The 25,370-nt window shown below is 69.4% G+C and carries 26 protein-coding genes; 18 read left to right on the top strand and 8 right to left on the bottom strand.

Translation table 11 applies throughout. The features are described from left to right. The first annotated feature begins 68 nt into the window (after positions 1-68). Positions 69-1,571, top strand: a complete 1,503-nt coding sequence (locus AB0I38_RS34600; RefSeq protein ID WP_358490607.1) for a trypsin-like serine peptidase — start codon at positions 69-71, stop codon at positions 1,569-1,571. Between the two features lie 176 nt (positions 1,572-1,747). Then, positions 1,748-3,232, top strand: a complete 1,485-nt coding sequence (locus AB0I38_RS34595) for a trypsin-like serine peptidase (protein ID WP_358490600.1) — start codon at positions 1,748-1,750, stop codon at positions 3,230-3,232. A gap of 44 nt (positions 3,233-3,276) precedes the next feature. Here the strand turns inward: AB0I38_RS34595 and AB0I38_RS34590 are convergent, their stop codons facing one another. Both AB0I38_RS34590 and AB0I38_RS34585 read right to left on the bottom strand, forming a co-directional pair. Beyond that, the gene (locus tag AB0I38_RS34590) at positions 3,277-4,635 is read right to left on the bottom strand and encodes a hypothetical protein (RefSeq protein ID WP_358490596.1); all 1,359 of its coding nucleotides are present in this window, start codon (positions 4,633-4,635) and stop codon (positions 3,277-3,279) included. A gap of 275 nt (positions 4,636-4,910) precedes the next feature. Next, entirely contained in the window at positions 4,911-6,101 is a 1,191-nt protein-coding gene (locus AB0I38_RS34585; protein ID WP_358490594.1) for an NAD(P)-dependent malic enzyme, read from the bottom strand. Positions 6,102-6,382: 281 nt separating this feature from the next. Here AB0I38_RS34585 and AB0I38_RS34580 point away from each other — a divergent pair, with 281 nt between their 5' ends. The 4 genes from AB0I38_RS34580 (at position 6,383) to AB0I38_RS34565 (ending at position 9,402) form a co-directional block, all read left to right on the top strand. Further along, positions 6,383-7,237 (top strand): ABC transporter substrate-binding protein, encoded by an 855-nt coding sequence (locus AB0I38_RS34580; protein ID WP_358490590.1) that lies wholly within the window; start codon positions 6,383-6,385, stop codon positions 7,235-7,237. Positions 7,238-7,256: 19 nt separating this feature from the next. Further along, positions 7,257-8,069: an amino acid ABC transporter permease gene (locus AB0I38_RS34575; RefSeq protein ID WP_358490584.1), complete on the top strand. Its 813-nt coding sequence runs from the start codon at positions 7,257-7,259 to the stop codon at positions 8,067-8,069. Continuing rightward, entirely contained in the window at positions 8,066-8,809 is a 744-nt protein-coding gene (locus AB0I38_RS34570) for an amino acid ABC transporter ATP-binding protein (protein ID WP_358490578.1), read from the top strand. Before AB0I38_RS34575 ends, AB0I38_RS34570 begins: the two co-directional genes overlap by 4 nt. Positions 8,810-8,979: 170 nt before the next feature. Beyond that, positions 8,980-9,402: a CGNR zinc finger domain-containing protein gene (locus AB0I38_RS34565; protein WP_358490570.1), complete on the top strand. Its 423-nt coding sequence runs from the start codon at positions 8,980-8,982 to the stop codon at positions 9,400-9,402. On the opposite strand, the gene AB0I38_RS34560 is transcribed toward AB0I38_RS34565, so the two are convergent. Further along, entirely contained in the window at positions 9,372-9,668 is a 297-nt protein-coding gene (locus tag AB0I38_RS34560) for a S24 family peptidase (RefSeq protein ID WP_436838806.1), read from the bottom strand. The two genes, AB0I38_RS34565 and AB0I38_RS34560, sit on opposite strands and share 31 nt — an antisense overlap. 90 nt (positions 9,669-9,758) lie before the next feature. Here AB0I38_RS34560 and sodN point away from each other — a divergent pair, with 90 nt between their 5' ends. From sodN to AB0I38_RS34545, 3 genes are all read left to right on the top strand, one after another. After that, positions 9,759-10,160 carry a superoxide dismutase, Ni gene (gene sodN / locus AB0I38_RS34555; RefSeq protein WP_358490566.1) on the top strand — a complete coding sequence of 134 codons (402 nt, stop codon included), beginning with the start codon at positions 9,759-9,761 and terminating at the stop codon, positions 10,158-10,160. Positions 10,161-10,289: 129 nt separating this feature from the next. Continuing rightward, complete coding sequence (locus AB0I38_RS34550) at positions 10,290-10,715, top strand: anti-sigma factor (RefSeq protein ID WP_372459688.1); 426 nt, start codon at positions 10,290-10,292, stop codon at positions 10,713-10,715. Positions 10,716-10,732: 17 nt separating this feature from the next. Further along, positions 10,733-11,512, top strand: a complete 780-nt coding sequence (locus tag AB0I38_RS34545; protein ID WP_189123185.1) for an RNA polymerase sigma factor SigF — start codon at positions 10,733-10,735, stop codon at positions 11,510-11,512. On the opposite strand, the gene AB0I38_RS34540 is transcribed toward AB0I38_RS34545, so the two are convergent. Next, positions 11,509-11,892 (bottom strand): hypothetical protein, encoded by a 384-nt coding sequence (locus AB0I38_RS34540; RefSeq protein WP_358490558.1) that lies wholly within the window; start codon positions 11,890-11,892, stop codon positions 11,509-11,511. The genes AB0I38_RS34545 and AB0I38_RS34540 overlap by 4 nt on opposite strands. Positions 11,893-12,005: 113 nt before the next feature. On the opposite strand from AB0I38_RS34540, the gene AB0I38_RS34535 reads away from it, so the two are divergent. Both AB0I38_RS34535 and AB0I38_RS34530 read left to right on the top strand, forming a co-directional pair. Further along, positions 12,006-12,971, top strand: a complete 966-nt coding sequence (locus AB0I38_RS34535; RefSeq protein WP_358490554.1) for a diacylglycerol/lipid kinase family protein — start codon at positions 12,006-12,008, stop codon at positions 12,969-12,971. Positions 12,972-13,247: 276 nt separating this feature from the next. Beyond that, a complete protein-coding gene (locus AB0I38_RS34530) occupies positions 13,248-13,502 on the top strand; it encodes a WhiB family transcriptional regulator (RefSeq protein ID WP_358490548.1) in 255 nt (84 codons plus the stop codon). 261 nt (positions 13,503-13,763) lie between these two features. Here AB0I38_RS34530 and AB0I38_RS34525 read toward each other — a convergent pair whose 3' ends face one another. After that, positions 13,764-15,272 carry a histidine kinase N-terminal domain-containing protein gene (locus tag AB0I38_RS34525; RefSeq protein WP_358490543.1) on the bottom strand — a complete coding sequence of 503 codons (1,509 nt, stop codon included), beginning with the start codon at positions 15,270-15,272 and terminating at the stop codon, positions 13,764-13,766. Positions 15,273-15,919: 647 nt separating this feature from the next. Here AB0I38_RS34525 and AB0I38_RS34520 point away from each other — a divergent pair. Together AB0I38_RS34520 and bioD are read left to right on the top strand one after the other, a co-directional pair. Next, positions 15,920-16,639 (top strand): GntR family transcriptional regulator, encoded by a 720-nt coding sequence (locus tag AB0I38_RS34520; protein WP_358490536.1) that lies wholly within the window; start codon positions 15,920-15,922, stop codon positions 16,637-16,639. A gap of 34 nt (positions 16,640-16,673) precedes the next feature. Then, complete coding sequence (gene bioD, locus AB0I38_RS34515) at positions 16,674-17,396, top strand: dethiobiotin synthase (protein ID WP_358490531.1); 723 nt, start codon at positions 16,674-16,676, stop codon at positions 17,394-17,396. Between the two features lie 15 nt (positions 17,397-17,411). Here bioD and AB0I38_RS34510 read toward each other — a convergent pair whose 3' ends face one another. After that, positions 17,412-17,993, bottom strand: a complete 582-nt coding sequence (locus tag AB0I38_RS34510; RefSeq protein WP_358490527.1) for a hypothetical protein — start codon at positions 17,991-17,993, stop codon at positions 17,412-17,414. A gap of 548 nt (positions 17,994-18,541) precedes the next feature. On the opposite strand from AB0I38_RS34510, the gene AB0I38_RS34505 reads away from it, so the two are divergent. The 4 genes from AB0I38_RS34505 (at position 18,542) to AB0I38_RS34490 (ending at position 22,885) form a co-directional block, all read left to right on the top strand. Then, entirely contained in the window at positions 18,542-19,702 is a 1,161-nt protein-coding gene (locus tag AB0I38_RS34505) for a sensor histidine kinase (RefSeq protein ID WP_358490523.1), read from the top strand. Continuing rightward, entirely contained in the window at positions 19,693-20,346 is a 654-nt protein-coding gene (locus tag AB0I38_RS34500; protein WP_358490519.1) for a response regulator transcription factor, read from the top strand. The genes AB0I38_RS34505 and AB0I38_RS34500 overlap by 10 nt, the downstream gene beginning before the upstream one ends. Next, positions 20,343-21,116, top strand: a complete 774-nt coding sequence (locus tag AB0I38_RS34495; protein WP_358490518.1) for a hypothetical protein — start codon at positions 20,343-20,345, stop codon at positions 21,114-21,116. Before AB0I38_RS34500 ends, AB0I38_RS34495 begins: the two co-directional genes overlap by 4 nt. 122 nt (positions 21,117-21,238) lie before the next feature. Further along, a complete protein-coding gene (locus AB0I38_RS34490; RefSeq protein ID WP_358490516.1) occupies positions 21,239-22,885 on the top strand; it encodes an acetolactate synthase in 1,647 nt (548 codons plus the stop codon). Between the two features lie 5 nt (positions 22,886-22,890). On the opposite strand, the gene AB0I38_RS34485 is transcribed toward AB0I38_RS34490, so the two are convergent. Then, positions 22,891-24,453, bottom strand: coding sequence for a serine/threonine protein kinase (locus tag AB0I38_RS34485; RefSeq protein WP_358490512.1), 1,563 nt, complete (start codon positions 24,451-24,453; stop codon positions 22,891-22,893). Between the two features lie 296 nt (positions 24,454-24,749). Here AB0I38_RS34485 and AB0I38_RS34480 point away from each other — a divergent pair, with 296 nt between their 5' ends. Beyond that, positions 24,750-25,130 carry a thioesterase family protein gene (locus tag AB0I38_RS34480; RefSeq protein WP_358490510.1) on the top strand — a complete coding sequence of 127 codons (381 nt, stop codon included), beginning with the start codon at positions 24,750-24,752 and terminating at the stop codon, positions 25,128-25,130. On the opposite strand, the gene AB0I38_RS34475 is transcribed toward AB0I38_RS34480, so the two are convergent. Continuing rightward, complete coding sequence (locus tag AB0I38_RS34475) at positions 25,120-25,332, bottom strand: biotin/lipoyl-binding carrier protein (RefSeq protein ID WP_358490507.1); 213 nt, start codon at positions 25,330-25,332, stop codon at positions 25,120-25,122. The genes AB0I38_RS34480 and AB0I38_RS34475 overlap by 11 nt on opposite strands. Between the last annotated feature and the right edge of the window lie 38 nt (positions 25,333-25,370).

Below are 25,370 nucleotides of genomic sequence, written 5' to 3'. Positions count from 1 at the left end.
GTTCCTGGCTATCCCTTTACTGACGCATGGGACGCAAGAAGCGTTCCACGACAGACCAAGGAGTTACCTTGAAGCGCATCCTCCTCCCCGCCGGTGGCGCCATTCTGGCCACCGGTCTCCTGGCCGCCGGCCTCGCCGGCACCGCCCAGGCGCAGAGCGACGTCGCCAGCGACCCGCTCGCCAAGACGGCCGCGCAGGCTGCGGAGACGCTGGACTTCTGGTCCAAGTCGAACTACGCCGCCCTGAAGAAGGCCGTCGCCTTCAACCCCGACGCCCTCGAGGTCAAGAAGATCAAGAGCGGCGGCGGGTATAGCTCCGACACCAAGCCGGGCGCTGCGGCCCCGATTGGCGAGGAGAAGAAGGTCACCGTCAAGACTCAGAACGTGAACCTGCCGAAGACCATCGGCAAGGTTTTCTTCGAGTGGAAGGACGGTAACCTCTACTACTGCTCCGGCACGTCGATCCAGTCGCAGTACCGCAACCTGGTCGCCACGGCCGGTCACTGCGTCTACGACATCGCCGGCAACGACGAGGTCGTGTCGCGCTGGGTGTTCGTCCCGGGCTACTACCAGGGCAAGGCTCCTTACGGCCTGTACATCGGCAAGCAGGCGTTCACGCACTACGACTTCGATGTGTACGAGGACTTCGACCGCGACTACGCGTTCGTCACCGTGTACAACGGCATCGGCGGCACGCTGAACAAGCCGAAGCAGGTCACCAAGGCCGAGTTCGACGCCTACAAGGGCGAGAAGGGCGTCAAGGAGACCGAGGTTTCCTTCGACGAGTACAAGAAGGGTCGCCTCGACCCGAAGACCTCCGACTACTACAGCGCCGTTCGGGGCACCCGGAGCCAGAAGGTTGGCCCCGACTACCCCGGTGCTGTCGTTGAGAAGGTCCCCGCCACCAAGTCGGAGTACTACCGCGCTGGCGTTGGCCCCGGCAACGGCAACAAGTTCGGTGAGCCGGTCGTCACCCAGGTGACCAAGCACGAGTGGGACAGCTACCGCGGCAAGGGCGAGAAGTCCAAGGACGCTCGCGGCAACTACCTCATCACCGAGTACTTCGTGCAGGCGTGGATCAAGCCCGGTACGGAGCACAAGTTCATCCGTACCGACTTCTTCATCACCGTGCACGAGGTCAAGGACGTCGGTCGCCTCGGCGACAACGTCGGTGGCCAGGGTGTCGCGTGGAACCAGCCGACCGGTAAGTACGTCCGTACCTTCGGCTACCCCGCGGGCCCGCACCCCGACGGCAACAAGCCCTACACCGGCGTTACGCCGAAGTGGTGCTACGGCAAGACCCAGAGCAAGGTGCTGCAGATCCCGGCCCGCAAGGTCGAGGAGCACCAGAGCTTCCGTTGCGCCGTGACCGCCGGTTACGACGGTGGCCCGTGGCTGTACAAGTACAGCAACGCCAAGCGTCTCGGCTACGTCACCGGTGTCACCAGCCTCATCGTGGACACCGACGGCAACAGCCGTTACGACACCATCACCTCGCCGCTGTTCGACGGTGAGACCTCCGCGATCTACAAGGCCGCTGCGGCCTCGTGGTCCGGCAAGCTCATCCCGTAGTTCGCTGCGAACCGAACGACGACCTAGGTCGGAGTTCACCTGCTTTACCCGAAGGGCCCGGCTTCTGCCGGGCCCTTCGGCCGTTATTGGACTCAAATTCCAAAAAGCCTTACCTGTGTGATCAACGCGCCGATAGGGTCTTTACGCCAGACTTGTCCCCCTTGTGGAGTCCCCCAGTGAAGCGCCTGCTCGTCCCCCTCGCCGCACTCGGCCTGAGCGCCGCCACCCTTTCCCTCCCCGCAGCCGCGGCCCCCACCTGGGTCAGCGACCCGCTGGCCCCCAAGGCCGCCGACGCCTACAGCAACGCCTCCTTCTGGCTCGACGCCAACGGCGCCGCGCTGAAGAAGGCGACCCAGTACCGCCTGGACGCCAAGGACGTGCCCAAGCTGGTCCGTCCACAGACGCAGACCGCCGACGGCAAGCCGGGCATGACCGCCCCCACCGGCGCCAAGCCCGTCGCCACCAAGGCCAAGAACGTCAACCTGCCGAAGACCATCGGCAAGGTCTTCTTCCTCGACCGCAAGGGCGATTATCGCTACTGCTCGGCGACCTCCATCCAGTCCACTCACCGCAACCTGGTCGCCACCGCCGGCCACTGCGTCTACGAGCACGGTGAGGACGTCTTCGCCAAGTGGGTCTTCGTCCCCGGCTACCACCAGGGCAAGGCCCCCTACGGCGTCTACGCGGGCGCCTACGCCTTCACCGCCTACGACCTCGACACCTACGACGACTACGACGGCGACTTCGCCTTCGTCGCGGTGCACAACGGCTTCCGCCTCGCGGGCGAGAAGAAGGTGACCTTCCGCGAGTTCAAGGCGTGGCAGGGTGACAAGTGGGTCAAGCCGCACGAGATCACCGCCGCCGAGTACGCCAAGTGCCAGCTGGACCTGGGCGAGTGCTGGTCCGAGGGCAAGGACACGCCCGCTGACAAGGTCGGCCCCGACTTCCCCAGCGCGGTCCTGGAGAAGGAAGAGGTCGACGCCAAGACGTACAAGGACGCCAAGATCGGCAAGGGCAACGGCTTCAAGCTGGGCGAGCCGGTCACCGTGCCGGTCACGAAGGCCGAGCACGACGCGTACAAGGGTCTCGGCACCAAGGCCGTGGACAAGCGCGGCAACCACACGATCACCACGTACTACATCCAGAAGTGGGTCAAGCCCGGCACGTCCCGCAAGTACTACATGCCGGAGTTCGTCATCGGCCTGGCCAAGGACGCCGGGCGGCTCGGTGACGTGGTCGGCGGCCAGGGCATCGCCTGGAACCAGCCGATGAACCAGCAGGTCACGGTCTTCGGCTACCCGTCGGCTCCGCACCCCGACGGTGACCGCCCCTTCACCGGCACCACGCCCAAGTGGTGCTCAGGCAAGACCGGCACCAAGACGTACCAGGTCAACACGTTCAAGGTCGAGACGCACCAGGTGCTCAAGTGCTCGATGACCGGCGGCGCCGACGGCGGCCCCTGGTTGCTCAGGTACGACAACAACAAGCGCACCGGCTACGTCAACGGTGTGACGAGCCTGTTCCACGACCAGGACGGCAACGACCGGATCGACTTCATCAGCTCCGCGTACTTCGACGGCGAGGTCGCCGACGTCTACAACAAGGCGAACTACACGGCGACGAAGAGCGTCGTCGGCCCCAACGGCGAGCTCCCCAGCTGAGCCACCCGCTGTGAGGCCCGCCCCCACCGAGGGGGCGGGCTTCGTCATGCCAGGGCGAGCTCCCGCGTGCGCTGCTGGAGTGCCATCACCGCCGGCTCCCGTTTGTACGGCTCCAGCCGCCTGCGCAGGTCGGCCGCGTAGGACCGCGACCTGGCCGACTGGAGCTCGCCGGCCAGGCTGAACGCGGTCGAGGCGACCTTGCATGCCTCGTCGAGCTCGCCACACTGCAGCAGCCCGGCCGCCAGCAGCGACAGGTTGAACATCCGGCCCCGCACGAACCGCCTGTCCATGTCGAGCGAACGGCGTGCCTGGCGCACCACCCGCGGGCCGTCGCCGAGGTCGCGGAAACAGTGGGCGAACTTGGCCGCCAGGTAGGCCTCGTCGAAGTAGCTCAGCCAGGGCGGCTCCTGACCGGCCGCACGCCGGTCGAAGGTCGTCTCGGCCAGGTGGAGGCTGGCGGCGCAGGAACGGGCGTCACCGAGCCCGGCGTGCGCGTGCGCCTCCAGCACCTGGCTGGAGGACAGCAGCGTCGGGATGCCCGCCTGGCGGGCCGAGACCTGGGCCGCCCTGGCGAGGTCGAGCGCGTGGCCCGGCTGGCCCAGGTAGACGGCCTGGTGGGCCATGCCCGCCAGGATCTCGCCGCCCAGCGCGTGGTCGTCGGCTCCCCTGGCCAGGCGCAGCGCCTGGATCAGGTAGCGCTGAGCCAGGCCGTGTTGCTCCAGGTCGTAGGCCATCCAACCGGCCAGCCTGGTCAGCTCGGCGGCGGCCGCGGCTAACTCCTTGCCGGTCGCGTCGTCGTACGAGCCGTCCTTGAGGAGCGGTGAGACGGCGGAGTCGAGGTACCGGGTCACCGACGAGCGGACCCGGCCACCGCCGAACCGGTTGTCGAGCTCGCCGAACGAGCGGGTCACCTCGCGGATCGCGGCGATGTCGGCCTTGCCCACCCGCCGCGAGCCGCCGCCGGCGACCCGGCTCTCCGCGGGCGCCGTCAGCCAGCGCACCGCTCCTACGGAACCCGCTCCTATCGCGAAGGTCGAGTCGATCAGGAACCTCCGTCTCTCGACATCGGCCCGCCACAGCGCAGTCACGGTCGCGATCCCCTCCTGCCACGTGTGCGTGAAGTGTTGCCCGAGATCGAGGGGCGTGATGATGGCCGGCATGCCCAGGTCCTCGGCGGACACCGGCCTGCCGAGTCTGAGCGCGAAAATCTCGGTGAGGAGGGACGGCACGGGGCCTCTCGGCCGCTGGCCCGCGATCCACCGCAGCACGGAGCTGTGGTCGTACTTCAGCCCGGGTGTGCCGCGTGCGGCCCCCAGATCATTGAGACGTCTGGCCAGACCCTTGTGGGAGAAGCCCGCCTCCGCGATGAGCTGCTGTAGCAGTCGGTTGGACTCGCGTACCATCGCTTTCCTCGTCACAGGAGCCGGCGCCCACATCGATACAGAGAGTTCCTGTTATAGCACGCTGAGTAAAGGAATCTTTGCCAGTTCCTTAAACCTCAGCCGAACTCTCGCGGAAATCGGGCGCCGGCTCCTACGGAAAACGACGGCACGGGGCGACGCTGTCGAGGTGGCGGCTCGGGACGGCTCGGGGTGGCGGCTCGGGACGGCTCGGGGTGGCGGCTCGGGACGGCTCGGGGTGGCGGCTCGGGACGGCTCGAGCCGGCTCGGGGTGACGGCTACCTGCGGGCCACCCCGTCCTTCCTGGCCTGCTCGGCCACGGCGGCGATCACGGCGGGGGCGACCCGCTCGTCGAAGGGGCTGGGGATGACGTAGTCGGCCGAGAGGTCGTCGCCCACGACGGCGGCGAGCGCGCCCGCGGCGGCGACCTTCATGTTCTCGGTGATCGTGGTCGCCCGCACGTCGAGCGCGCCGCGGAAGACGCCGGGGAAGGCCAGCACGTTGTTGATCTGGTTGGGGAAGTCGGACCGGCCGGTCGCCACGACCCTGGCGTGCCTGGCGGCCACGGACGGCTCGATCTCGGGCATCGGGTTGGACAGCGCGAACACGATCGCGTCAGCGGCCATGGAGGCGATGGCCGCCTCCGGCACGGTCGAGCCCGACAGGCCCACGAACACGTCTGCGCCGACCAGGGCCTCCTCGGTCGAGCCCAGGTGACCGGCCTTGTTGGTGTCGCGGGCCAGGGCCTCCTTGACGGGGTTGAGGCCCTCCCTGCCGCTGTAGATCATGCCCTTGGAGTCGGCGACCGCGATGTCGCCGATGCCGGCCTCCAGCAGGATCCGGGCGACGGCCACGCCCGAGGCGCCGGCGCCGGCCACGACCACGCGCAGGTCGCCGAGGGAGCGGCCGGTGAGGCGGGCCGCGTTGGTCAGGGCGGCGAGCACCACGATGGCGGTGCCGTGCTGGTCGTCGTGGAAGACCGGGATGTCGAGCAGCTCGCGCAGGCGGTCCTCGACCTCGAAGCAGCGCGGCGCGCTGATGTCCTCCAAGTTGATGCCGCCGAACGAGGGCGCGAGCCGTACGACGGTCTCCACGAGGGCGTCGACGTCGGTGCAGTCGAGGCAGATCGGGACCGCGTCCACGCCGCCGAACTCCTTGAACAGCAGCGCCTTGCCCTCCATCACGGGCATCGCCGCGGCGGGGCCGATGTCGCCGAGGCCGAGCACGGCGGTGCCGTCGGAGACGACGGCGACCACGTTGGAGACCCAGGTGTAGTCGTCGGCCAGCGACGGTGTGTCGGCGATGGCGCTGCACACGCGGGCGACGCCCGGCGTGTAGGCGAGCGCCAGGTCGTCGGCGTCACGGACGGGAATGGTGGCGCGGATCTCGATCTTGCCGCCGCGGTGCAGCGCGAAGGCGGGATCGGCGTCGAGCGATGAGACGGACGCGGAAGTGGGTGTGGTAGTCACAGAGAGACCCCAGTAGTCATCGGACGGACGAGAGACCTTCGTCAGACGGCGCGAGAGGCCTGGCTTCGGTAGCCGCCAGGGTCCCCTCCCGATCGTCTCGTGAGGGGGTACGGGGGTCACCCGTTGGTCCATAGTGCCACATGGTGAGACAGCGGCGGTCTCGGGTCCGACGCCGTTCTGTTCAAGCATTGTTGTTTCCTCGTGGACGGACCGATGCTAAAGGGCACTTAAACTGCACAAATACCAACTTTCGCGCCATATCACTACGAGGAGGCCCCTAGATGGCCCTCTGGACCAAGAGTCGCCGCGCTTCTGCCTTCGGCGCGCTCGCCTTGTCCACCGTCTTCGCCTTGTCCGCCTGTGGCAGCTCGGGAGACTCGACCACCGCCTCCACCGGCGCCAGCGCCTCCGCGGCGGGCGGCGCCCAGCTCGTCAACCCCGGCAAGCTGACCACCTGCACGAACGTCCCCTATGAGCCGTTCCAGTTCAAGGACGAGAGCGGCAAGGTCGTCGGGTTCGACGTCGACATCGTCGACCTGGCCGCCAAGAAGCTCGGTGTGACGCAGGAGATCGTCGACATCGACTTCGCCGTGATCAAGAGTGGCGCCGCGATGGCGGCGAAGAAGTGCGACGTCGCCGCCGCGGGCATGACGATCACCGATGAGCGCAAGGCGAACATCGACTTCTCCGAGCCCTACTTCGACGCCACGCAGGCCCTGCTGGCCAAGAAGGGCACCGGCGCCAAGTCGCTCGACGACGTCAAGTCGATGAACCTCAAGCTGGGCGCGCAGGCCAGCACCACCGGCCTCGACTACGTCAAGAAGAACGGCTTCGACCCCACCGAGTACGCCGACTCCCCCAAGGAACTGCTGGCCCTGCAGTCCGGCCAGGCCGACGTGATCGTCCAGGACCTCCCCGTGGTGCTCACCTGGCTGAAGAAGCCGGAGATCGCCGAGAAGTTCGAGCTGATCACCAGCCTCGACACCGGCGAGCAGTACGGCATCGGCCTGAAGAAGGGCGCCGACCCGGTCCTGCTCAAGACTATCAACGAGACGATCGCGGCGGCCAAGGCCGACGGCACGTACGAGCAGATCTTCGTGAAGTGGTTCGGCAAGAAGCCCGGTGAGCTGGGCTGATCCAGTGACGGACCAGTCGGTGACGGCTGAGCCGGGCAAGGCCCGGCTCAGCCCTCGCAAGAAGCAGCGGATCAGCCGGGGCATCCAGTACGTCCTGCTGGTCGGCATCGTCGTGGGCGTCGTCCTGTACGCGGACTGGCCGAGCCTCGCGCAGAACTTCACCAAGCTCGACGTGGCCGAGAAGGCTCTCCCCGAGCTCTTCACGATCGCGCTGCGAAACACGATGATCTACGCGGTCGGCGGGTTCGTCCTGTCCTTCGTGTTCGGGTTGCTGCTCGCGCTGATGCGGCTCTCGACCGTCGGGCCGTACCGCTGGATCTCCACGATCTACATCGAGATCTTCCGCGGCCTGCCCGCGCTGCTGATCTTCTTGATGATCACCTTCCTGCCCCTGGCGCTGCCCGGCTTCGAGGTGCCGGGCGGCACCTTCGGCCAGGGCATCCTGGGGCTCGGCCTGATCGGCTCCGCCTACCAGGCGGAGGTCTTCCGGGCCGGCCTGCAGGCCGTCCCCAAGGGCCAGACCGAGGCGGCCAGGTCGCTGGGCATGTCGGCGTTCAGGGCCCAGCTCACCGTGGTCATCCCCCAGGCGATCCGGATCGTGATCCCGCCGACCACCAACCAGTTCGTCTCCCTGCTCAAGGACTCGTCGCTGGTGTTCTTCCTCGGCGTCTCCGGTCAGTACGTCGAGCTGGCCAAGTTCGGCAACGATCTGGCCTCCCAGTACGCGAACGCCACGCCCATCCTGGTGGCGGGTGTGACGTACCTCATCGTCACGATTCCGCTGGGCTACCTCGCGTCCCGGCTGGAGCATCGCAAGGGGACCCGCCGATGACCCACGCCATCGAGATCAAGGACCTGCACAAGTACTTCGGCGACAACGAGGTGCTCAAGGGCATCGACGTCACGGTCGAGCCCGGTCAGGTGGTGTGCGTGATCGGGCCCTCGGGCTCGGGCAAGTCCACCCTGCTGCGCTGCGTCAACCTGCTGGAGCAGCCGACCAAGGGCCAGGTGCGGGTGCAGGGCGTCGAGGTCACCGACCCCGACGTGGACATCGACGCCGTCAGGCGCCGCATCGGCATGGTGTTCCAGCAGTTCAACCTGTTCCCCCACATGACCGCGCTGCAGAACGTGATGATCGCCCAGCAACGGGTGCTCAAGCGCGGCAAGAAGGCGGCGGAGGTCGTCGCCCGGGAGAACCTCGACAAGGTGGGCGTCATCGAGAAGTGCGACGCCTTCCCCGCGCAGTTGTCCGGCGGGCAGCAGCAGCGGGTGGCCATCGCCAGGGCGCTGGCCATGAACCCCGACCTGATGCTGTTCGACGAGCCCACCTCGGCGCTAGACCCCGAGCTGGTCGGCGACGTGCTCGCGGTCATGCGCACGCTCGCCGAGGAGGGCATGACCATGCTCGTGGTCACCCACGAGATGGGCTTCGCCCGCGAGGTGGCCGACCGGGTGGTGTTCATGGACGGTGGTGTGATCGTCGAGGACGGGCCGCCCGCCCAGGTCATCGGCGACCCGCGGCACGAGCGCACCCGCTCGTTCCTCAGCCGCGTGCTGCACCCCGAGGACTGAGGCTCCGGGGCGTCCTCGAACGGGCGCCCCGGCCGCTTTTCCGGGGCGCTCCCGAACGGGCGACCCAGCGGCTTTCCCGGGCGCTCCCCAGCGGGCGACCCAGCGGCTTTTCCGGGGCGCCCCAGCGGGCGCTCCAGGCGGTTTTTCCGCCCGCCGTGTAATACTCCACTATGGACCTGACCTCTTACGCCGAGTGGGCGGTCCACCTGGTCAACGACCCGGGGCCGCCGCCCCACCTCAGAGAGTTGCGCGACGCGCTGGCGGAGGTCTTCGCCGCCGCCTCCGAGGCCGAGGTCGCGGCGCTGCTCAACGCCCTGCTCGCGCGCTATCCGGTGCGCCCCCGGCTGTCGGCCCACGACGGGCAGCGCTGGCACCTGCACCTGGCCGAGGACTCCGCGGCCAGCGCCGTGATGGGGCTGGCCGCCATGGTCGCCGAGCTGGGCGCCGACCGGCTCGGCCGGTGCCAGGACCCCCAGTGCCCGCGGGTCTTCCTCGACACCTCCTCCAACCGCTCGCGCCGTTACTGCTCGGCGCGCTGCGCCAGCCGGGCCAACGTCGCGGCCTACCGGGCCCGCCGGCGCGGCGGCCAGTAGCGGAGCACCACCCGGCCCACGATGTCGTCGACGGGGCCGAAGTCCCAGCTGTCGCGGCGTCCGCCGGCCCGCTGGTTGTCGCTCTCCAGCCACCAGCCCTCCTTCTCGCGCCACGCGGCCCGCTTGACGATCAGTCGCCCGGGCTCGCCGGGCAGTCTGGCCACGACCACGTCACCCGGGCGGACCGGGGCGCCTCGCCGTACGAGGAGCCAGTCGCCGGGAAGCAGCGCGGGGCGCATGGAATCGCCCTCGACACGCACCCTCATGGGCCGTGACCCCCTCCGCGTCAGGCCTTCGGAGCCGAGTAAGGTCGGTTAGTGGACCAAGCTGACTCAGCATCAAGGAAGGACTTTCCGATGCTCGCACGACTGCTACGACCCAAGCATGTCGCTTCCGCTCACTGCGACCTGCCCTGCGGTGTCTACGACCCCGCCCAGGCCCGGATCGAGGCCGAGTCGGTCAAGGCGATCATGGAGAAGTACGCCGGCAACGAGGACCCGATCTTCCGCGCTCGCGCGCTGACCATCAAGGAGGAGCGGGCCGAGCTGGTCAAGCACCACCTCTGGGTGCTCTGGACCGACTACTTCAAGCCGCCGCACCTTGAGCAGTACCCCCAGCTCCACCAGCTGTTCTGGGACGCGACGAAGCTCGCGGGAGCGGCCGGCGCCAAGGGCACCGTCGACGTCGCCAAGGCTGACGACCTGCTGGGCAAGATCGACGACATCTCCAAGATCTTCTGGGAGACCAAGGCCGCCTAAAACGGCATATAAGGCTCTGTGTGGTTACCAGGCCACACAGAGCCTTTTCCGTTGATGGCGAGTCTGAATCGTCCAAGCACCTCTCAGGGGCGGTAAGTTGCAGTCAGCGCCGTATACGCGAGGAGGAACGTGACCGAGGAAACGGAGATGCGAGTTGAGGGCGAGGCCGGCATCCGTGACGTAGTGAGCATCCGGCTCCCGGCGGCGAGTGCCTACCTGTCCGTGCTTCGCACGGCCACGGCCGGGCTCGCGGCGCGACTCGACTTCACGCTCGACGAGATCGAGGATCTGCGGATCGCGGTCGACGAGGCGTGCGCCATGCTCCTGAGCGAAGCCGTGCCCGGCACCGACCTGACCGCCGAGTTCGAGCTGACCGGGCAGGAGATGCAGGTCAGAGTCGAGGTCGCGACGGCGGGCACGTCCGCCCCCAAGCGTGACGACTTCGCCTGGATGGTGCTGACGGCTCTGGCCGACGATGTCGACGCGGTGACCGACTCCCCCGACCGCATGGCGATCGTCCTGCGTAAGCGCCGAGGCGCGGCGAGGCCGGCGTGACGGAAAGGACTGGAGCCATGGCCACCAGCGAACACGCCGTGCCCGACCGGGTGCGCGCTCGCAGGCTCTTCGCCGAGCTGGCCGAGCTGGGTCCCGAGGAGCCGCGCCGCCAGCGCATCAGGGACGAGCTGGTCGAGCTTCACCTTCCCCTGGTCGAATACCTGGCTCGCCGTTTCCGCAACCGGGGTGAGTGGCTCGACGATCTCACCCAGGTCGCCACCATCGGGCTGATCAAGTCGATCGACAGGTTCGACCTCAACCGCGGCGTGGAGTTCTCCACCTACGCCACACCGACCATCGTCGGCGAGATCAAGCGGCACTTCCGCGACAAGGGCTGGGCGGTTCGCGTGCCCCGCCGCCTGCAGGAGCTCAAGCTCTCGCTGACCAAGGCGATCAGCGAGCTCTCGCAGCGCGAGGGCCGGGCGCCGACGGTGGCCGAGCTCGCCGCCTACCTGAAGATGACCGAGGAGGAGGTGCTCGAGGGTCTCGAGTCGGCCAACGCCTACTCGACCGTCTCGCTCGACGCTCCCGACTCCGGTGACGACGACGCGCCCGCCGTGTCCGACTCTCTCGGCATCGTGGACGAGTCGCTGGAGGGCGTCGAGTATCGCGAGTCGCTCAAGCCGCTGCTCGAACGCCTGCCGCCGCGCGAGAAGCGCATCCTGCTGCTGCGGTTCTTCGGCAACATGACCCAGTCGCAGATCGCCACCGAGCTGGGCATCTCGCAGATGCACGTGTCGCGGCTGCTCGCGCGCACGCTGGCCCAGCTACGCGAGGGTCTGACCGCCGAAGACTAGTCCTCGCCGTAGAGAGCGTGGGTGGTGGGAGGGGCCAGCAGGGCGACGAGGCCGATCAGGGCCACGACGATCACCGGGATCCCGAGGAGCAACTGGTCGGCCTGGATGAGCGTCCACGCGACCGGGAGCATGAAGATCTGCGCCAGCACGCCGGGCGACCTCCCCCACCGCTCCATTCTGAGCAGCCCGCCCCAGGCGACCCAGAGCAGCCCCGCGCCGATCAGCACTCCGAAAGCCGCCTCGGCGATCGCGGCCGTGAGATTCTCCGCGTCGCCGCGCGCCGTCTCCACTCCGACGAACAACCCGAGCCCCAGGGCGACCAGCCCTTCCAGGGCGACGACGAGGGCGGCGACAACCAAGCTCAGCGGACGCTTCAGCACACCGAAACCCTATCCGCCCAGCCCCGCGCTTCATCCGACGGCTGGTCTCCCTATTGCCCACAAATGGGATCTTTGCGACAAGGCAGACATCGATCAGCGGCTACGCTGGCGTCATGCGCGCGATGCTCCTGGTCAACCCCAAGGCCACGACCACGAATGCACGGACCCGCGACGTGCTCATCCGAGCCCTCGGCGCGGCCGTCGAGCTGACCGTCGAGCAGACCGGCTACCGGGGTCACGCCGCGACCCTGGCGAGCACCGCGCGGGCCAAGGGCTACGACGTGGTGGCCGTGCTCGGCGGTGACGGCACGATCAACGAGGCCGTCAACGGCCTGCTCAACCCGGTCGACGGGACGACCGCCGGGCCCGCGGCCGACCCCAGCGCCGGGCGCCCCGCGGTGATCGTCATCCCCGGCGGCAGCGCCAACGTGTTCGCCCGCGCGCTCGGCCTGCCCAACGACCCGGTCGAGGCCACCGGGGCGGTGCTGGAGGCGCTGCGGGAGAACCGTCGCAGGACCGTGGGTTTGGGCCAGGCCCTCTGGAACGGCCAGAGCCGCTATTTCACCTTCTGCTCGGGGATGGGATACGACGCCGAGGTCATCCGCGCGGTCGAGGGACTGCGCGGCTCGGGACACAAGGCGACCCCCACGCGCTACGTCAACACCGCGTTGCGCCACTATCTCGCGACCGACAAGCGACAGCCGGCGATGACCCTGACCGGCCCCGGCATTCCGGCCGTCGAGGACGTGTTCATGGCGATCGTCTCCAACACCTCGCCGTGGACCTACCTGGGGAGCAAGCCGATCCATCCCACACCGTGGGCGAGCTTCGAGACCGGCCTCGACCTACTGGGGCTCCAGCGCATGGGACCCATAGCCCTGCTGCCTCTCATCCGGCAGATTCTCACGGAGCGTGACTCGCTTCCGTCGGGGAAACACCTCGTTCAACTGCACGACGAGCCCGAGTTCACCCTCACCGCGCGACGCCCGGTGGCCTTCGAACTGGATGGGGACTACCTGGGCGAACGCGAGTCCGTAACGTTTCGGTCTACACCGAACGCGTTACAAGTTCTGGTCTAGCCGGTTACATTCGGTCATTGTGTGACGCATCCGACATCCATCACCGACAAAACTTCGTGTCAACCCTCTTGCGTGCACTCTCCGTGGCTGAAAAGCTCAAGACTGACGTCGGAACGTAGGACCTTTGACAAACCCCGAGGTCGTTCCGGCGTCAGCGACCAAAGGCCCGATCTTCACCAGGATCCGGGTCGTTGTTCGCGCGAGTTAGTGAATCTCTTCACAAAGTAGTAGCCGCACGGGGCCGACCCAAGGCCCCATCTACTAAGGAGTGGACGCATGGACTGGCGCCACCGAGCTGCCTGCCGTGACGTGGACCCCGAGCTGTTCTTCCCGATCGGCAACACCGGTCCGGCACTCATGCAGATCGAGGAGGCCAAGCAGGTCTGCAGGTCCTGCCCGGCCGTCGAGTCCTGCCTGAAGTGGGCCCTGGAGTCCGGCCAGGACGCCGGCGTCTGGGGTGGGCTCAGCGAAGACGAGCGTCGTGCGCTCAAGCGCCGCACCGCGCGTGCTCGCTCCCGAGCCTCCGCCTGACCCTGACCGCCCCGTCGACAGCCGACCGGCCCTGCCCCCGCCGACCGGCACACCCCGACCGAAGCCGACCTGACCGAGCCGCCCCGCCTGGCGCGACAGCTTTCCCGCCGGGACCACGCCGCATCCCCCGGAGGCGGCGTACAGGCTCCTGCACAGCGCCGACGTCCACCCGCGAACCTGGCGTACGGACTCCGAGAGGGCGCCGCGTCCCGCCCGGATGCGGCGCCCTCATCGATGGCAGGGCAAGGACCGCGCGTCGTGTCACGCGGCGGGAAGCGGGATCGAGAGGGTGACCTCCGTGCCGCCGCCCTCGCGCGGCGAGACCGCGAGCCTGCCCGACAGCTCCCCCTCGACCAGCGTGCGCACGATCTGCAACCCCAGGCTGGTGGAGCTGTCGAGATCGAACCCCTCCGGCAGGCCCTGCCCGTCGTCCCAGACGAGCACGTTGAGCCGGTCGGAAGACGGCTCGACCACCACCTGAAGCCGCTTCGGGCAGCCGTGCTGGAGCGCGTTCTGCAGCAGCTCGGTGAGCGCCATCGCCAGCGGGGTGGCGATCAACGACGGCAACACCCCGAACGCGCCCACCCGCCGCGGCATGACCGCCGCCTCCGGCGACGACACCTCGCCGGCCATCGCGATCACCCGGTCGGCGATGTCGTCGAAGTCGACGAACTCCTCCGGCGCGTGGGACAGCGTCTCGTGCACGATCGCGATCGAGCCGACCCTGCGCACCGCCTCCTCCAGTGCCTCGCGTCCCTCGGGCACCTGCAACCGCCTGGCCTGCAGCCGGAGCAGCGCCGCCACGGTCTGGAGGTTGTTCTTGACCCGGTGGTGGATCTCGCGGATCGTCGCGTCCTTGGTCATCAGCTCGCGCTCGCGGCGGCGCAGCTCGGTCACGTCGCGGATGAGCACCAGCGCGCCGATGCGCCCGCCGCCGACGATCAGCGGGATCGCCCGAAGCTGCACGATCGTGCCGCCGGACTCGACCTCGGTCTCCTTGGCCGCCCGCCCGCTGGCCACGACCATGAGGTCCTCGTTGATCGGCTCGTCGGAGTAGCAGAGCGTCGCGGTCACCTTGCCCAGCTCGGCGCCCACCAGGTCGGCGTGCAGGCCGAGCCGCCGGTAGGCCGACAGCGCGTTGGGCGAGGCATAGGTCACCCGGCCGCCCCGGTCGAGCCGGAGCAGCCCGTCGCCCACGCGGGGCGAGCGGACCAGGATCGGCTCGTCGCCGGAGAACGGGAAGCGCCCCTCGGCGACCATCTGCGCCAGGTCGGAGGCGCTCTGCAGATAGGTGAGCTCCAGGCGCGACGGCGTCCGGGCCGAGGACAGGTTGGTGGAGCGCTGGATCACCGCGAGGAAGCGGCCCTCGCCGCCCGGGAGCGCCCGGCGCACCGGGATGGTCTCCTCGCGCACCGGCACGCCGGTCGACCAGTCGGGGTCGCCCTCGCGGCAGATGCGCCGCTCGTTCCAGGCCGTGTCGAGCAGCGGGCGTTCGCCCTGGGCGGAGACGGTGCCGACGATGTCGTCGTGGTAGACGGTGGGACCGGTCGTCGGGCGCATCTGCGCGATCGCGATCCAGCCACCCTCGTGCTGCCGCCCCAGGTCGTCGAAGGGCTCCTCACCCGGCGGGACCAGCGGCGCCCACAGGACGAGGTCGGCGAACGACAGGTCGGCGAGCAACTGCCAGTCGGAGACCAGGGAGTGAAGCCAGTCGAGGTCCGCCGCGTCGAGCGCGGTGTGACGAACGACGAGGTCGCTGAGAGTCGGCACGAGTGCATCATGCGTGGTTCTCACCGCAACATCCAAACCGGCGGCTGGTTGAATGCGGGCATGGATCCCCTGGCAGGCCGCACGGGAGTCCGGTCCGGCAGGCGCAGCCGCCCGTGCCACCGGGGGTACGCGTACGTGCGGTCAACCGGCTTATTTCGGGAATCTCACATTGTGAGAACCGTCACACTGCCCGCTTCGCCCGCATCGCCCGGATCCCAGGGCCGGACTACTGGAGGTGATCGAACCTTGGCCGATCTCGGCAGGTCACCGGCCGTCGAGCCGGGCCCGGAGCCCGCCTCGGTTTCCGGGGCCGACACCGCAGTGGATATCCTTCACCATCAGCCTGAGCTGCCCGGACACGCGCGTGCCAGGGTGGGTTCGCGGTCCCCTGTGGCCGGCGGATCCGGCCTGCGTGCGTGCGCGCCGGTGGGCGCGGTCGCCTCCACGGCGCCCCGCCCGCCAGAGGCCGCACTTCCGACCACCGCCACCTGTGCGCGGCCGGGAGTGCGTGTGGGACACCCCCGCCCTCCCTCGGTCCCGGCAGACCGCTCTTGCTTGCGGTTGACCGCTCGGGCCAATCTGAGTTCCGATGATCTCGCGGTGATCAGACACGCCCTCACCGCCGTGGCAGAAGTGAAGGTGAGAGCGTGACGGACGACGGCCCTCGCGTACCGAAGTACTACGACGTGAAGCGCAGCCTGCTGGAGCTCACCAAGAGCCTGTCCCCTGGCTCCGCGCTGCCCCCCGAGCGAGCGCTGGCCGTGAAGTTCGAGACCTCCCGCACCACCGTCCGGCAGGCGCTGACCGAGCTGGTCGTCGAGGGGCGGCTGCTGCGCATCCAGGGCAAGGGCACGTTCGTCGCCCAGCCGAAGGTGGCGCAGGTGCTGCAGCTGACCTCCTACATCGGCGACCTGCGCACCGCCGGTCTCGAACCCGACACCAAGATCCTGGAGATCGGCTACATCACCGCCGACGAGGCGCTGGCCCGGCGGCTGGCCATCAACCCCGGCGGCCGGGTGCTGCGCATCCACCGGCTGCGGCTGGCCAACGGCGAGCCCGTCTCCATCGACACCACCCACCTGTCCGCGCGCCGCTTCCCCAGGCTGCGCCGGGAGCTGGAGGTGCACTCCTCGCTGTACGAGACGCTGCACAACGCCTACAACGTGAGCCTCACGGACGCCGAGGAGATCATCGAGACCGTGCTCGCCACCCCGTACGACGCCAAGGCCCTGGGCGTCGACGTCGGCCTGCCCATGCTGCTGCTCACCCGGCACGCCTTCGACGCCGACGGCCACCCCGTCGAATGGGCCCAGTCCCTCTACCGCGGCGACCGCTACAAGTTCGTCACCCGCCTGCGCCGGCCGTGACCTCCGGCCGGACGCCGGTGTCTAGGCTGGTCAGGTGAGCGTTCTCATCGTCACCGGCACCGACTCCGGGGTGGGCAAGACGGTCGTGACCGCGGCCGTGGCGGCATTGGCCCGTGAGCGGGGCTCCAGCGTGGCCGTGGTCAAGCCGGCGCAGACCGGGGTGCCGACCGGCGAGCCCGGTGACGTCGACGACGTGATCCGGCTGTCCGGCGTGACGACCACCTTCGAGCTGGCCCGCCACCCGGCGGCGCTGTCACCCGCCGCGGCGGCCAGGGCGGCGGGCGTGCCGCCCGTGTCGCTGTCGGGGGCGGCAGAGCTGGTCGGGGAGCTGGCCGAGAGCAACCGGCTGGTGCTGGTCGAGGGCACCGGTGGGCTGCTGGTGCGCTTCGACGAGGACGGAGCGACCGTGGCCGATCTGGCCCGGTCGATGGGCGCGCAGTCGCTGGTCGTCGTCCGGGCCGGGGCGGGCACTCTCAACCACACCGCGCTCACCCTGGAGGCGATGGCCAATCGCGGGCTCGACCTGGCCGGCGTCGTGATCGGGTCGTGGCCCGCCGAGCCGGGCCCGGCCGAGCGGAGCAACGTGGCCGATCTGGAGATGCTGGCCGCGCGTCCGCTGGCGGGCGCGCTGGCCGAGGGTGCGGGGGCGCTGGACGCGGCCGAGTTCGCCGCCGAGGCGCGCAGAGGGCTGGCCGCCACCTTGGGAGGCGTCTTCGACCCCGCCGACTTCAGAAGGACGCTCAGGCTCGCGCGCTGACGTCCCTCACCCGGGTCAGCAGGCCGCCCGGGGGAGGCCGCAGACCTTGACCGTCATCTTCTCCGCCTGGGCGATCAGTCCGCGGAACTTCTTGACGGGGAGGCTCTTGGTAGGGACGGCCGACTCGCCGACGACGTAGACCGCGGCCCCTCTGCGCACCGCCACGGCGTGCTCGCCGTTCTCGAAGAAGCGGCCGCCCGCCCGCAGGCCCTCGTCGCCCGCGGCGATCGGCTTGGTGAAGTAGCGGTAGCGGTGGTAGCCCTTGCCCACGTCCGCGCAGCGTGCCAGCTCGGCCCGCAGCCCGCTCATCGCCTTCTTCGCCTGCCGCACGTTCTTGTAGACGACGAGCTGCTCGTACTTCATCCGGTCCTCGGAGCTGTAGGTGACCGTCCGCGCCGCGATCCGGCCGGTGTCCCACGCCTTCTTCCGGAAGCAGGGGTTGAGCTGGATCTGCCGCTTGAGGGAGTCGCTCGTCCGGTACGTCTCCCACGCCTTGGCCGGAGGGTGCGACTCCATGAACAACAGGCCCTTCGGCAGCCCGCTTCCTCCGCCCAGCATCGCCGCCGCCGTGACCACGGCCAGTCCCATCTGGAACACCAGAACCTCCTCATAGTGGCAACACCACATGGGACGCCCGGCGCTGCGGATTCGTTCGGATATATCAGGACTTGTTGGTGCGATGGGGTGATGATGCAGGCATGGTGTCCGGCTGCTCGTTGCCGTCGCTGTGAGGGTGGGGCTAGCCCCACCCTGCAGCCGCACACCAGACCCATGTCGCGGATCACCCGCCGCTCAATACGGTTGAGGACTTGACATCCTCCCAGCTCTGAAGGACCGGGATTCCAACCGTCGCCGGTTGGTCTTCCTGCTTCACTGCCAGTCGCCCGCCCGAGAGGACTCTCGTTGAGGTCTTACACCGGCTCCACAGGCGTTTCACCTCTCCGCAAGCCCTGCGGCGAGGGTGTTTCCGATCGTTCGTCCGATGGTTTGGTCATCGCCACCGTCGAACACACTACCGAAACGCGCGGTGTCGTGCGGCGTTCTGACGGCGATCCGCCTGGCTGCGGATCGCCTGCCCCTGCTCTACTCCGCAGGAATCCGATTTTCCCCCCACCTGAAGGTGGGGGTCTCCTCGGAGGTTCCCGATGAAAGTCTCCCGTCCGTGGTCGGCACGGGCCTGGCAGGACACCGCCCACGTGATGACCGGTCCCCTGGTCGCCACGGTCCTCGCCGGCCTGACCCTCATGCTGGCCATGGCTCCGCCCATGCTGCGCCGCGGCGTGCCGTGGTTCACCCGGGTGCAGCGCTCCCGGTTCGCGGCCTTCCTCGGCGCCCGCATCCCGCCGGTGCCGTCACCGGCCTCCTGGCGCAGCCCGAGCACATGGCGGCAGATCGGCTACCACCTGCTCTCCCCCGTGGTGAGCGGTTTGGGCGCGCTCATCGTGGCCGGCGCGTGGGGCGGGTCCGTGGTGGGCCTGACGGGGTTCGCGCAGCCCGCGTTCCAGCCGCAGCCACTGGAGTTCACCTTCAACCTCAGAAATCCGGTCGTGGCCGCCGTCTATTTCCTGATCGGGGCGGCACTGCTGCTGCTGGCGCCGATCCTGGCCAGGGCCATGGCCTCGTTCGACCTGGCGGTGGCGCGCGCGATGCTCGAACGCAGCCGCGACGAGCTGGGCCGGCGCATCGAGACTCTGACCGAGAGCCGCGCCGGGATGGTCGACGCGGCCGACGCCGAGCGCCGCCGCATCGAGCGCGACCTGCACGACGGCGCCCAGCAGCGGCTGGTCTCGCTGGCGATGAACCTGGGGCTGGCCCGCGCCACGCTGACCGACCTGCCCGAGCCCGCCCGCGCGGCCATCGAGCAGGCGCACGAGGAGGCCAAGCAGGCGCTGAAGGAGCTGCGCGACTTCGTCCGCGGCCTGCACCCGGCGGTCCTCAACGACCAGGGCCTGGACGCGGCGCTCTCCGGCGTCGCCGCGCGCGCCCCCCTTCCGGTACGCCTGCGCGTCGACATCGAGCGCCGCACCTCACCCACGATCGAGGCGGTGGCGTTCTTCACCGTGTCCGAGGCACTCACCAACATCGCCAAGCACGCCGCGGCGACCCGGGCCGAGGTGACCGTACGACGCGAGGGCGATCGGCTCCGGCTGCTCGTCTACGATGACGGCTGCGGCGGGGCCACGCTCGAAAGCGGCACCGGGCTGCGCGGCCTGTCCCAGCGGATCCGCTCGGTGGACGGCACCTTGCGGCTGACCAGCCCGTTCGGCGGGCCGACGACGATCGAGGTGGACCTGCCGTGCGAGTAGTTCTTGCCGAGGATTCCGTGCTGCTGCGCGAAGGGCTGATCAGGCTGCTCGACGCGGCCGGCATGCAGGTGGTGGCGGCCGTGGCCGAGGCCGAGGGGCTGCTGCGCGCCACCGAGGAGCACGAGCCCGAGCTGGTCGTCACCGATGTGCGGATGCCGCCCACCCACACCGACGAAGGGCTGCGGGCCGCGCTGGTGCTGCGCCGACAGCGCCCCGGCCTGGCCGTGCTGGTCCTGTCGCAGTACGTGGAGGAACGCTACGCGGCCCAGTTGCTCGCCTCGGCGACCGGCGGCGTCGGCTACCTGCTCAAGGACCGGGTGGCCGACGTGACCGAGTTCATGGACGCGCTGCGCCGGGTGGCTGCGGGCGGCACCGCGCTCGACCCGGAGGTGGTCGCACAGCTGCTGCTGCGCGGCCACAGCGACCCGCTGGACCGGCTGACGCCTCGGGAGGGCGAGGTGCTCAAGCTGATGGCCGAGGGCCGTTCCAACGCCGGCATCGGCCAGGAGCTGGTGCTCAGCGAGGGAGCCGTCGGCAAGCACATCGGCAACATCTTCACCAAGCTCGACCTGCCCCCAGCCGAGGGCGACCACCGGCGGGTGCTGGCCGTGCTGCGCTTCCTCAAGGTCAGGAGCCTGGCGTGAGGAAGGTCTGGCTGGTCCTGGGCGCGGTGACCACGGCGTTCACCCTGATGGCGTTCAGCATCGGCATGTGGCACGGATTCGCCAAGGCCAAGCCACCAAAGGAGTCGACCCGCCGGTCCATCCCCTTCTCCCTGTCCAAGCTCAAGCTCGACGCCGAGCGGGGCGACGTGAGCCTGCAGGTCCTGCCGGGCGAGGCGGGCGAGCTCGTGCTCGAACGCTCGCTGCGCTGGTCGGCCGAGAAGCCCGCGGTCGCGGAGGACTGGGACGGACGCACCCTCAAGCTGAGCGCGGTCTGTCCCGGCTCCGACCGGTTCGACCCGCCGCTCTGCGAGGCCGACTACACCCTGTTCATGCCCCCCGAGACGGACCTCGAGGTCACGACCGTCAACGGCCGGCTCGACCTGGCCGACCTCCGGGGCGACGTGCGGGCGACCTCGGTCTCCGGCCAGGTGCGCGTCACCGGCGCGCGGGGCGACCTCTGGGTCCGCAGCGGCACCGGCGACGTCGACGCCGACGCGCTGACCGGCGACCACGTCGACGTGGAGGTGGGGTCGGCCGCGGTGCTGCTGTCGTTCCGCGAGTCGCCGTCCGACGTGCGGGCGGTCGCCAGGGCGGCGGGCGATGTGCACGTCCTCGTGCCCGCTGAGCTCACCTACGACGTGACGACCGACGCCCTGCAGGTCGATGCCGACGTCCTGACCGACAAGGAGTCGCCGAGGAAGATCACCGCGGCGACATCGGACGGGCAGGTCTTCCTCTGCTGCCGATGAGCTGTGGGTGGGCTGTGTGGGTGGGCTGTGGGTGGGCTGTCGAAGAGCTGCTGATGGACTGCCGACGAGCCGGCGAGCTTGGCGGGCTGTTTACTCGTGTGACTGGTTGGTAAGTTCCCGGCATGGAGTCTGCGAAGCACGCCGGTGACGCCGCCGTCGCCGTGTCCAAGGCCTATGGCGTCGAAACCATGTTCACCCTCTCCGGAGGTCACGTCTTCCCGCTCTACGACGGGGCCGTGCACGAGGAGATGCGCATCCTCGACGTACGCCACGAGCAGAGCGCGGTGTTCGCCGCCGAGGCCACCGCCCGGCTGACCAGGAAACCCGGTCTGGCCGTCCTGACCGCCGGGCCCGGCATCACCAACGGGGTCAGCGGCGTCGCCACGGCCCACTTCAACGGCTCTCCGGTGGTGGTCATGGGCGGCCGCGCGCCGCAGTCCCGCTGGGGCAGCGGCGCCCTGCAGGAGATGGACCACCCGCCGCTGCTCGCCCCGATCACCAAGCTGGCGTTCACCTCCAGCGGCGCCGAGTCGATCGGCCAGGACGTCGAGTCGGCCTTCCGCACGGCCGTGGCGCCGCATCGGGGTCCGGTCTTCCTCGACTTCTACATGGACCACCTGTTCGCCCCGTCGGCCGTACACGATGTCCAGACGCAGTCGCCGTCGCCGCTGGAGCCCGATCCCGACGCGCTGCGCGACATCGCCCGGCTGATCGCCGAGGCCGAGCGGCCGGTGCTGGTCTACGGCTCCGACGTGTGGATGGACCGTGCCGAGGAGGCCGCCCGCGACTTCGCGGAGAGCCTTCGGCTGCCGGTCATCCCCAACGGCCAGGGCCGCGGCATTCTGCCCGCCGGCCACGAACTGCTCGTCACCCGCGCCCGCGGCCTCGCCTTCGCCCAGGCCGACCTGGTCATCGTGGTGGGCACCCCGCTCGACTTCCGCCTCGGCTACGGCTGGTTCGGCGGCAAGGATGGCGCCCCGCTGGCCAAGGTGGTGCACCTGGCCGACGCGCCGTCGCAGCTGGCCACGCACATGCGGCCGGCCGCCTCCGCCGCCGGCGACCTGTCCGTGGTGCTCTGGGGCCTCGGCACCGCCTGCGGCGAGGCCGGCGTGAAGCCGGCGCGTTACGCCGACTGGGTGACCAGACTGGCCGAGACGGCCACTGCCGCCATCGCCGGCGACGCCGAGCTGCTGACCTCCGACAGCGACCCGATCCACCCGATGCGCATCTACGGCGAGCTGGGCAAGGTTCTCGCCGAGGACGCCGTGGTCATCGGCGACGGCGGCGACTTCGTCTCCTACGCGGGCAAGTACGTCGAGCCCAGGCAGCCGGGCAACTGGCTCGACCCCGGCCCCTACGGCTGCCTCGGCACCGGCCTCGGCTACTCGATCGCGGCCCGCCTGGCCAGACCGTCGTCACAGGTGGTGCTGCTCCTGGGCGACGGCGCGGCGGGGTTCTCGCTGATGGACGTCGACACGCTGGTGCGCCACCGCCTCCCGGTCGTCATGATCTGCGGCAACAACGGCATCTGGGGGCTGGAGAAGCACCCGATGCAGATGCTGTACGGCTACGACGTGGCCGCCGAGCTGCAGCCGCAGTGCCGCTACGACCAGGTGGTGACGGCGCTCGGCGGCGGCGGCGAGCTGGTCACCAAGCCGTCGGAGATCGGGCCGGCGCTCCGCCGCGCGTTCGACTCCGGGATCCCCTACATGGTCAACATCGCCACCGACCCGCAGATCGCCTACCCCCGCACCACGACGGGCGTCTGACAGGGCTACTGCTTCCCGGCCGTCTGGGTGACGGTCGGGGTGGGGGTGACCGACGGGCATTCCCCGGCGGGGATGAGGACCAGCTTGACCTTCTGCTTGATGTCCAGCTTCGTGCCCCCGTTGGGGAAGGACTGGCCGACCTTGAGGCACTCGGGGGGCACCTTGCCCTGCGTCTGGTCGTCGGTCAGGATCTTGAAGCCGGCGGCGTTGATGAGCTTCTGCGCCTCAAGGTAGGGCAGCTCGACCACGCGCGGCACCTCCCTCTTCTCGACCGGCTTAGGGCTCGGGGACGTGGACGGCGACTTGCCGGTGGACGGCGCCGGCGAGGTCGGCGACGTTGGAGTGCGGGACGGCTCCCGGGTCTCCTCAGGCTCGGGCTCGGGCTCCTGCCTGACGATCGGCTCCCGCGTGGACGGCTTGGCGGCGGGGGTGGTGTGCTTGGACCGTGGCGGAGTGGGGGTCTTGATCTTCCCGGTCGCGCCGACATCGGACGTGGTCATCGTGGGGGCCGGATCCTCACCCGCGGGCATGCCCGTCAGGGCCACCGCGCCCGCTCCCACTCCGAGCACCACCGCGGCGGCGAGCCCGGCGACCAGGCCGCCCCGGCGGGAGCCCTTGGCCGCGCGCCTGCCGCCCTGCCTGGGCCCCGCCACCGTGGCCTGGTCGGCGGGAGCCTGGTGGGCACCGGTCTGGTAGGCCGCCATCGGCGGCGCCATCGTGGCTCCGGTGGACGGCGGCAACGCGGCGGGCACCTCGCCGGCGGCGATCTGGCGAGCCACGTCGCTCATCGTCTTGGCCGTCGGGTAGCGCCGTGCCGGGTCCTTCGACAGCGCGCACTCGACCAGTGCGCGCACCGGCGGCGGAATCTCCACCGGCAGGGGCGGAGGCGCCTCGCGGATGTGCTTGAGCGCGATCGTGACCGCGCTGTCGCCGTCGAACGGCCGCTGGCCCACGAGGCATTCGTACGCGACCACGCCGAGCGCGTAGATGTCGACGGCGGGTGTCACCGGCGCGCCCTCGGCCTGCTCCGGCGCGCAGTAGGCGGCGGTGCCGAGCACCATGCCCGCGTCGGTGAGCTTGTGGGCCAGGTCGGAACGGGCGATGCCGAAGTCGGTCAGCACCAGCGTGCCGTCACGCTGGACTAACAGGTTGCCCGGCTTCACGTCGCGGTGCACGATCCCCCGATCGTGGACCGCCTGCAGTGCCGAGGCCGCCTGCGCGATCAGCTCCATCGCGGGCTGCGGAGGGACCCTGCCCAGCCGGGCGAGCAGCCTGTCGAGCGGCTCACCGTCGACGAACTTCATCACCAGGTAGACGGTGTCGCCACTCACCCCGTAGTCGTAGACGTCGACCACACCCGGATGATTGATCGTCGCCATCGCCCGCGCCTCCGCCTGGAAGCGCGCGACGAAACCGGGATCATCCATGCGGCCCGGGAGCAACACTTTGACGGCGACGGTGCGGGCCAGGACGATGTCCTCGCCTCTCCACACTTCGCCCATGCCACCGGCGCCGATGCGGGTATCCAGGCGATACCGTCCCGCCAGCGTCGTCCCTTGAGCCACCATGACTCCCCCGTTACCCCCCTACCTTTCCGACTTCTTCAACCCCAGAGATCTCAAGAAAGCGGACTTATGTTGCGGCAAGGTCACGCAGAGGTCACGGAACTCCGAGAGTGTACGACCCCACCCGTCCCACATGCCACTCAAATGCCGCAAGCCGTACAAACTCTATCCTGCGGCCTTCTGCCGACACTTGTCCCCCGTTTCCGGAAGATCAGGGCTCATCCTTCCCACGTCACACCGTCCACCCCACGGGCCCTGCCTCCCGTCAGCGCTCACAGTGATCACAGTAGGCTGGCCAGATGAATCTCGCTCCGGGTCTCCGCTCCCAACTGCTCATCATGGTCGAGAGTGAGGACACGGCTCGCAAGGTCGGCAGCGGCGACGTGCCGGTGCTCGCCACCCCGCGCCTGCTGGCGGTCGCCGAGATGGCCACCGTCCAGGCCGTGCGCCCGCACCTGGCCCCCGGCGAGACCTCGGTCTGCAACCGGGCCGAGCTCCAGCATCTGGCCCCGAGCCCCATCGGCACGCACGTCGAGTTCACCACCGAGCTCACCGAGACCGACGGCAGGCGGCTGGTCTTCACCTTCGAAGCCCGCGACCGGCACCGGGTCGTCGGCCGCGGCACGATCGAGCGCGTGGTCGTCGACCGGGCCGCCTTCATCGAACGCGCTACTCGATGACGGCGATGAGATCGCCTTCCTGGATCACGTCGCCCTCTTTCACCTTGAGCTGAGTGACCACCCCGTCGTCCTCAGTCAGGACCGGGATCTCCATCTTCATCGACTCGAGAATGACCAGCGTGTCGCCATCGGAGACCGTGTCCCCCTCCTGGACGACAACCTTCCAGACATTGGCCACCATCTCGGCTCGCACCTCAGCCACCGCGACTCCCCTCTTTCAGCGAACTAACGTTCGGCGAA

The sequence above is a fragment of the Nonomuraea cavernae genome (genome assembly GCF_040655715.1).
Lineage (GTDB): Bacteria > Actinomycetota > Actinomycetes > Streptosporangiales > Streptosporangiaceae > Nonomuraea > Nonomuraea cavernae_A.
Note: the sequence above shows the minus strand (reverse complement) of the source record. Positions and strands in the feature narration are given on the sequence as shown.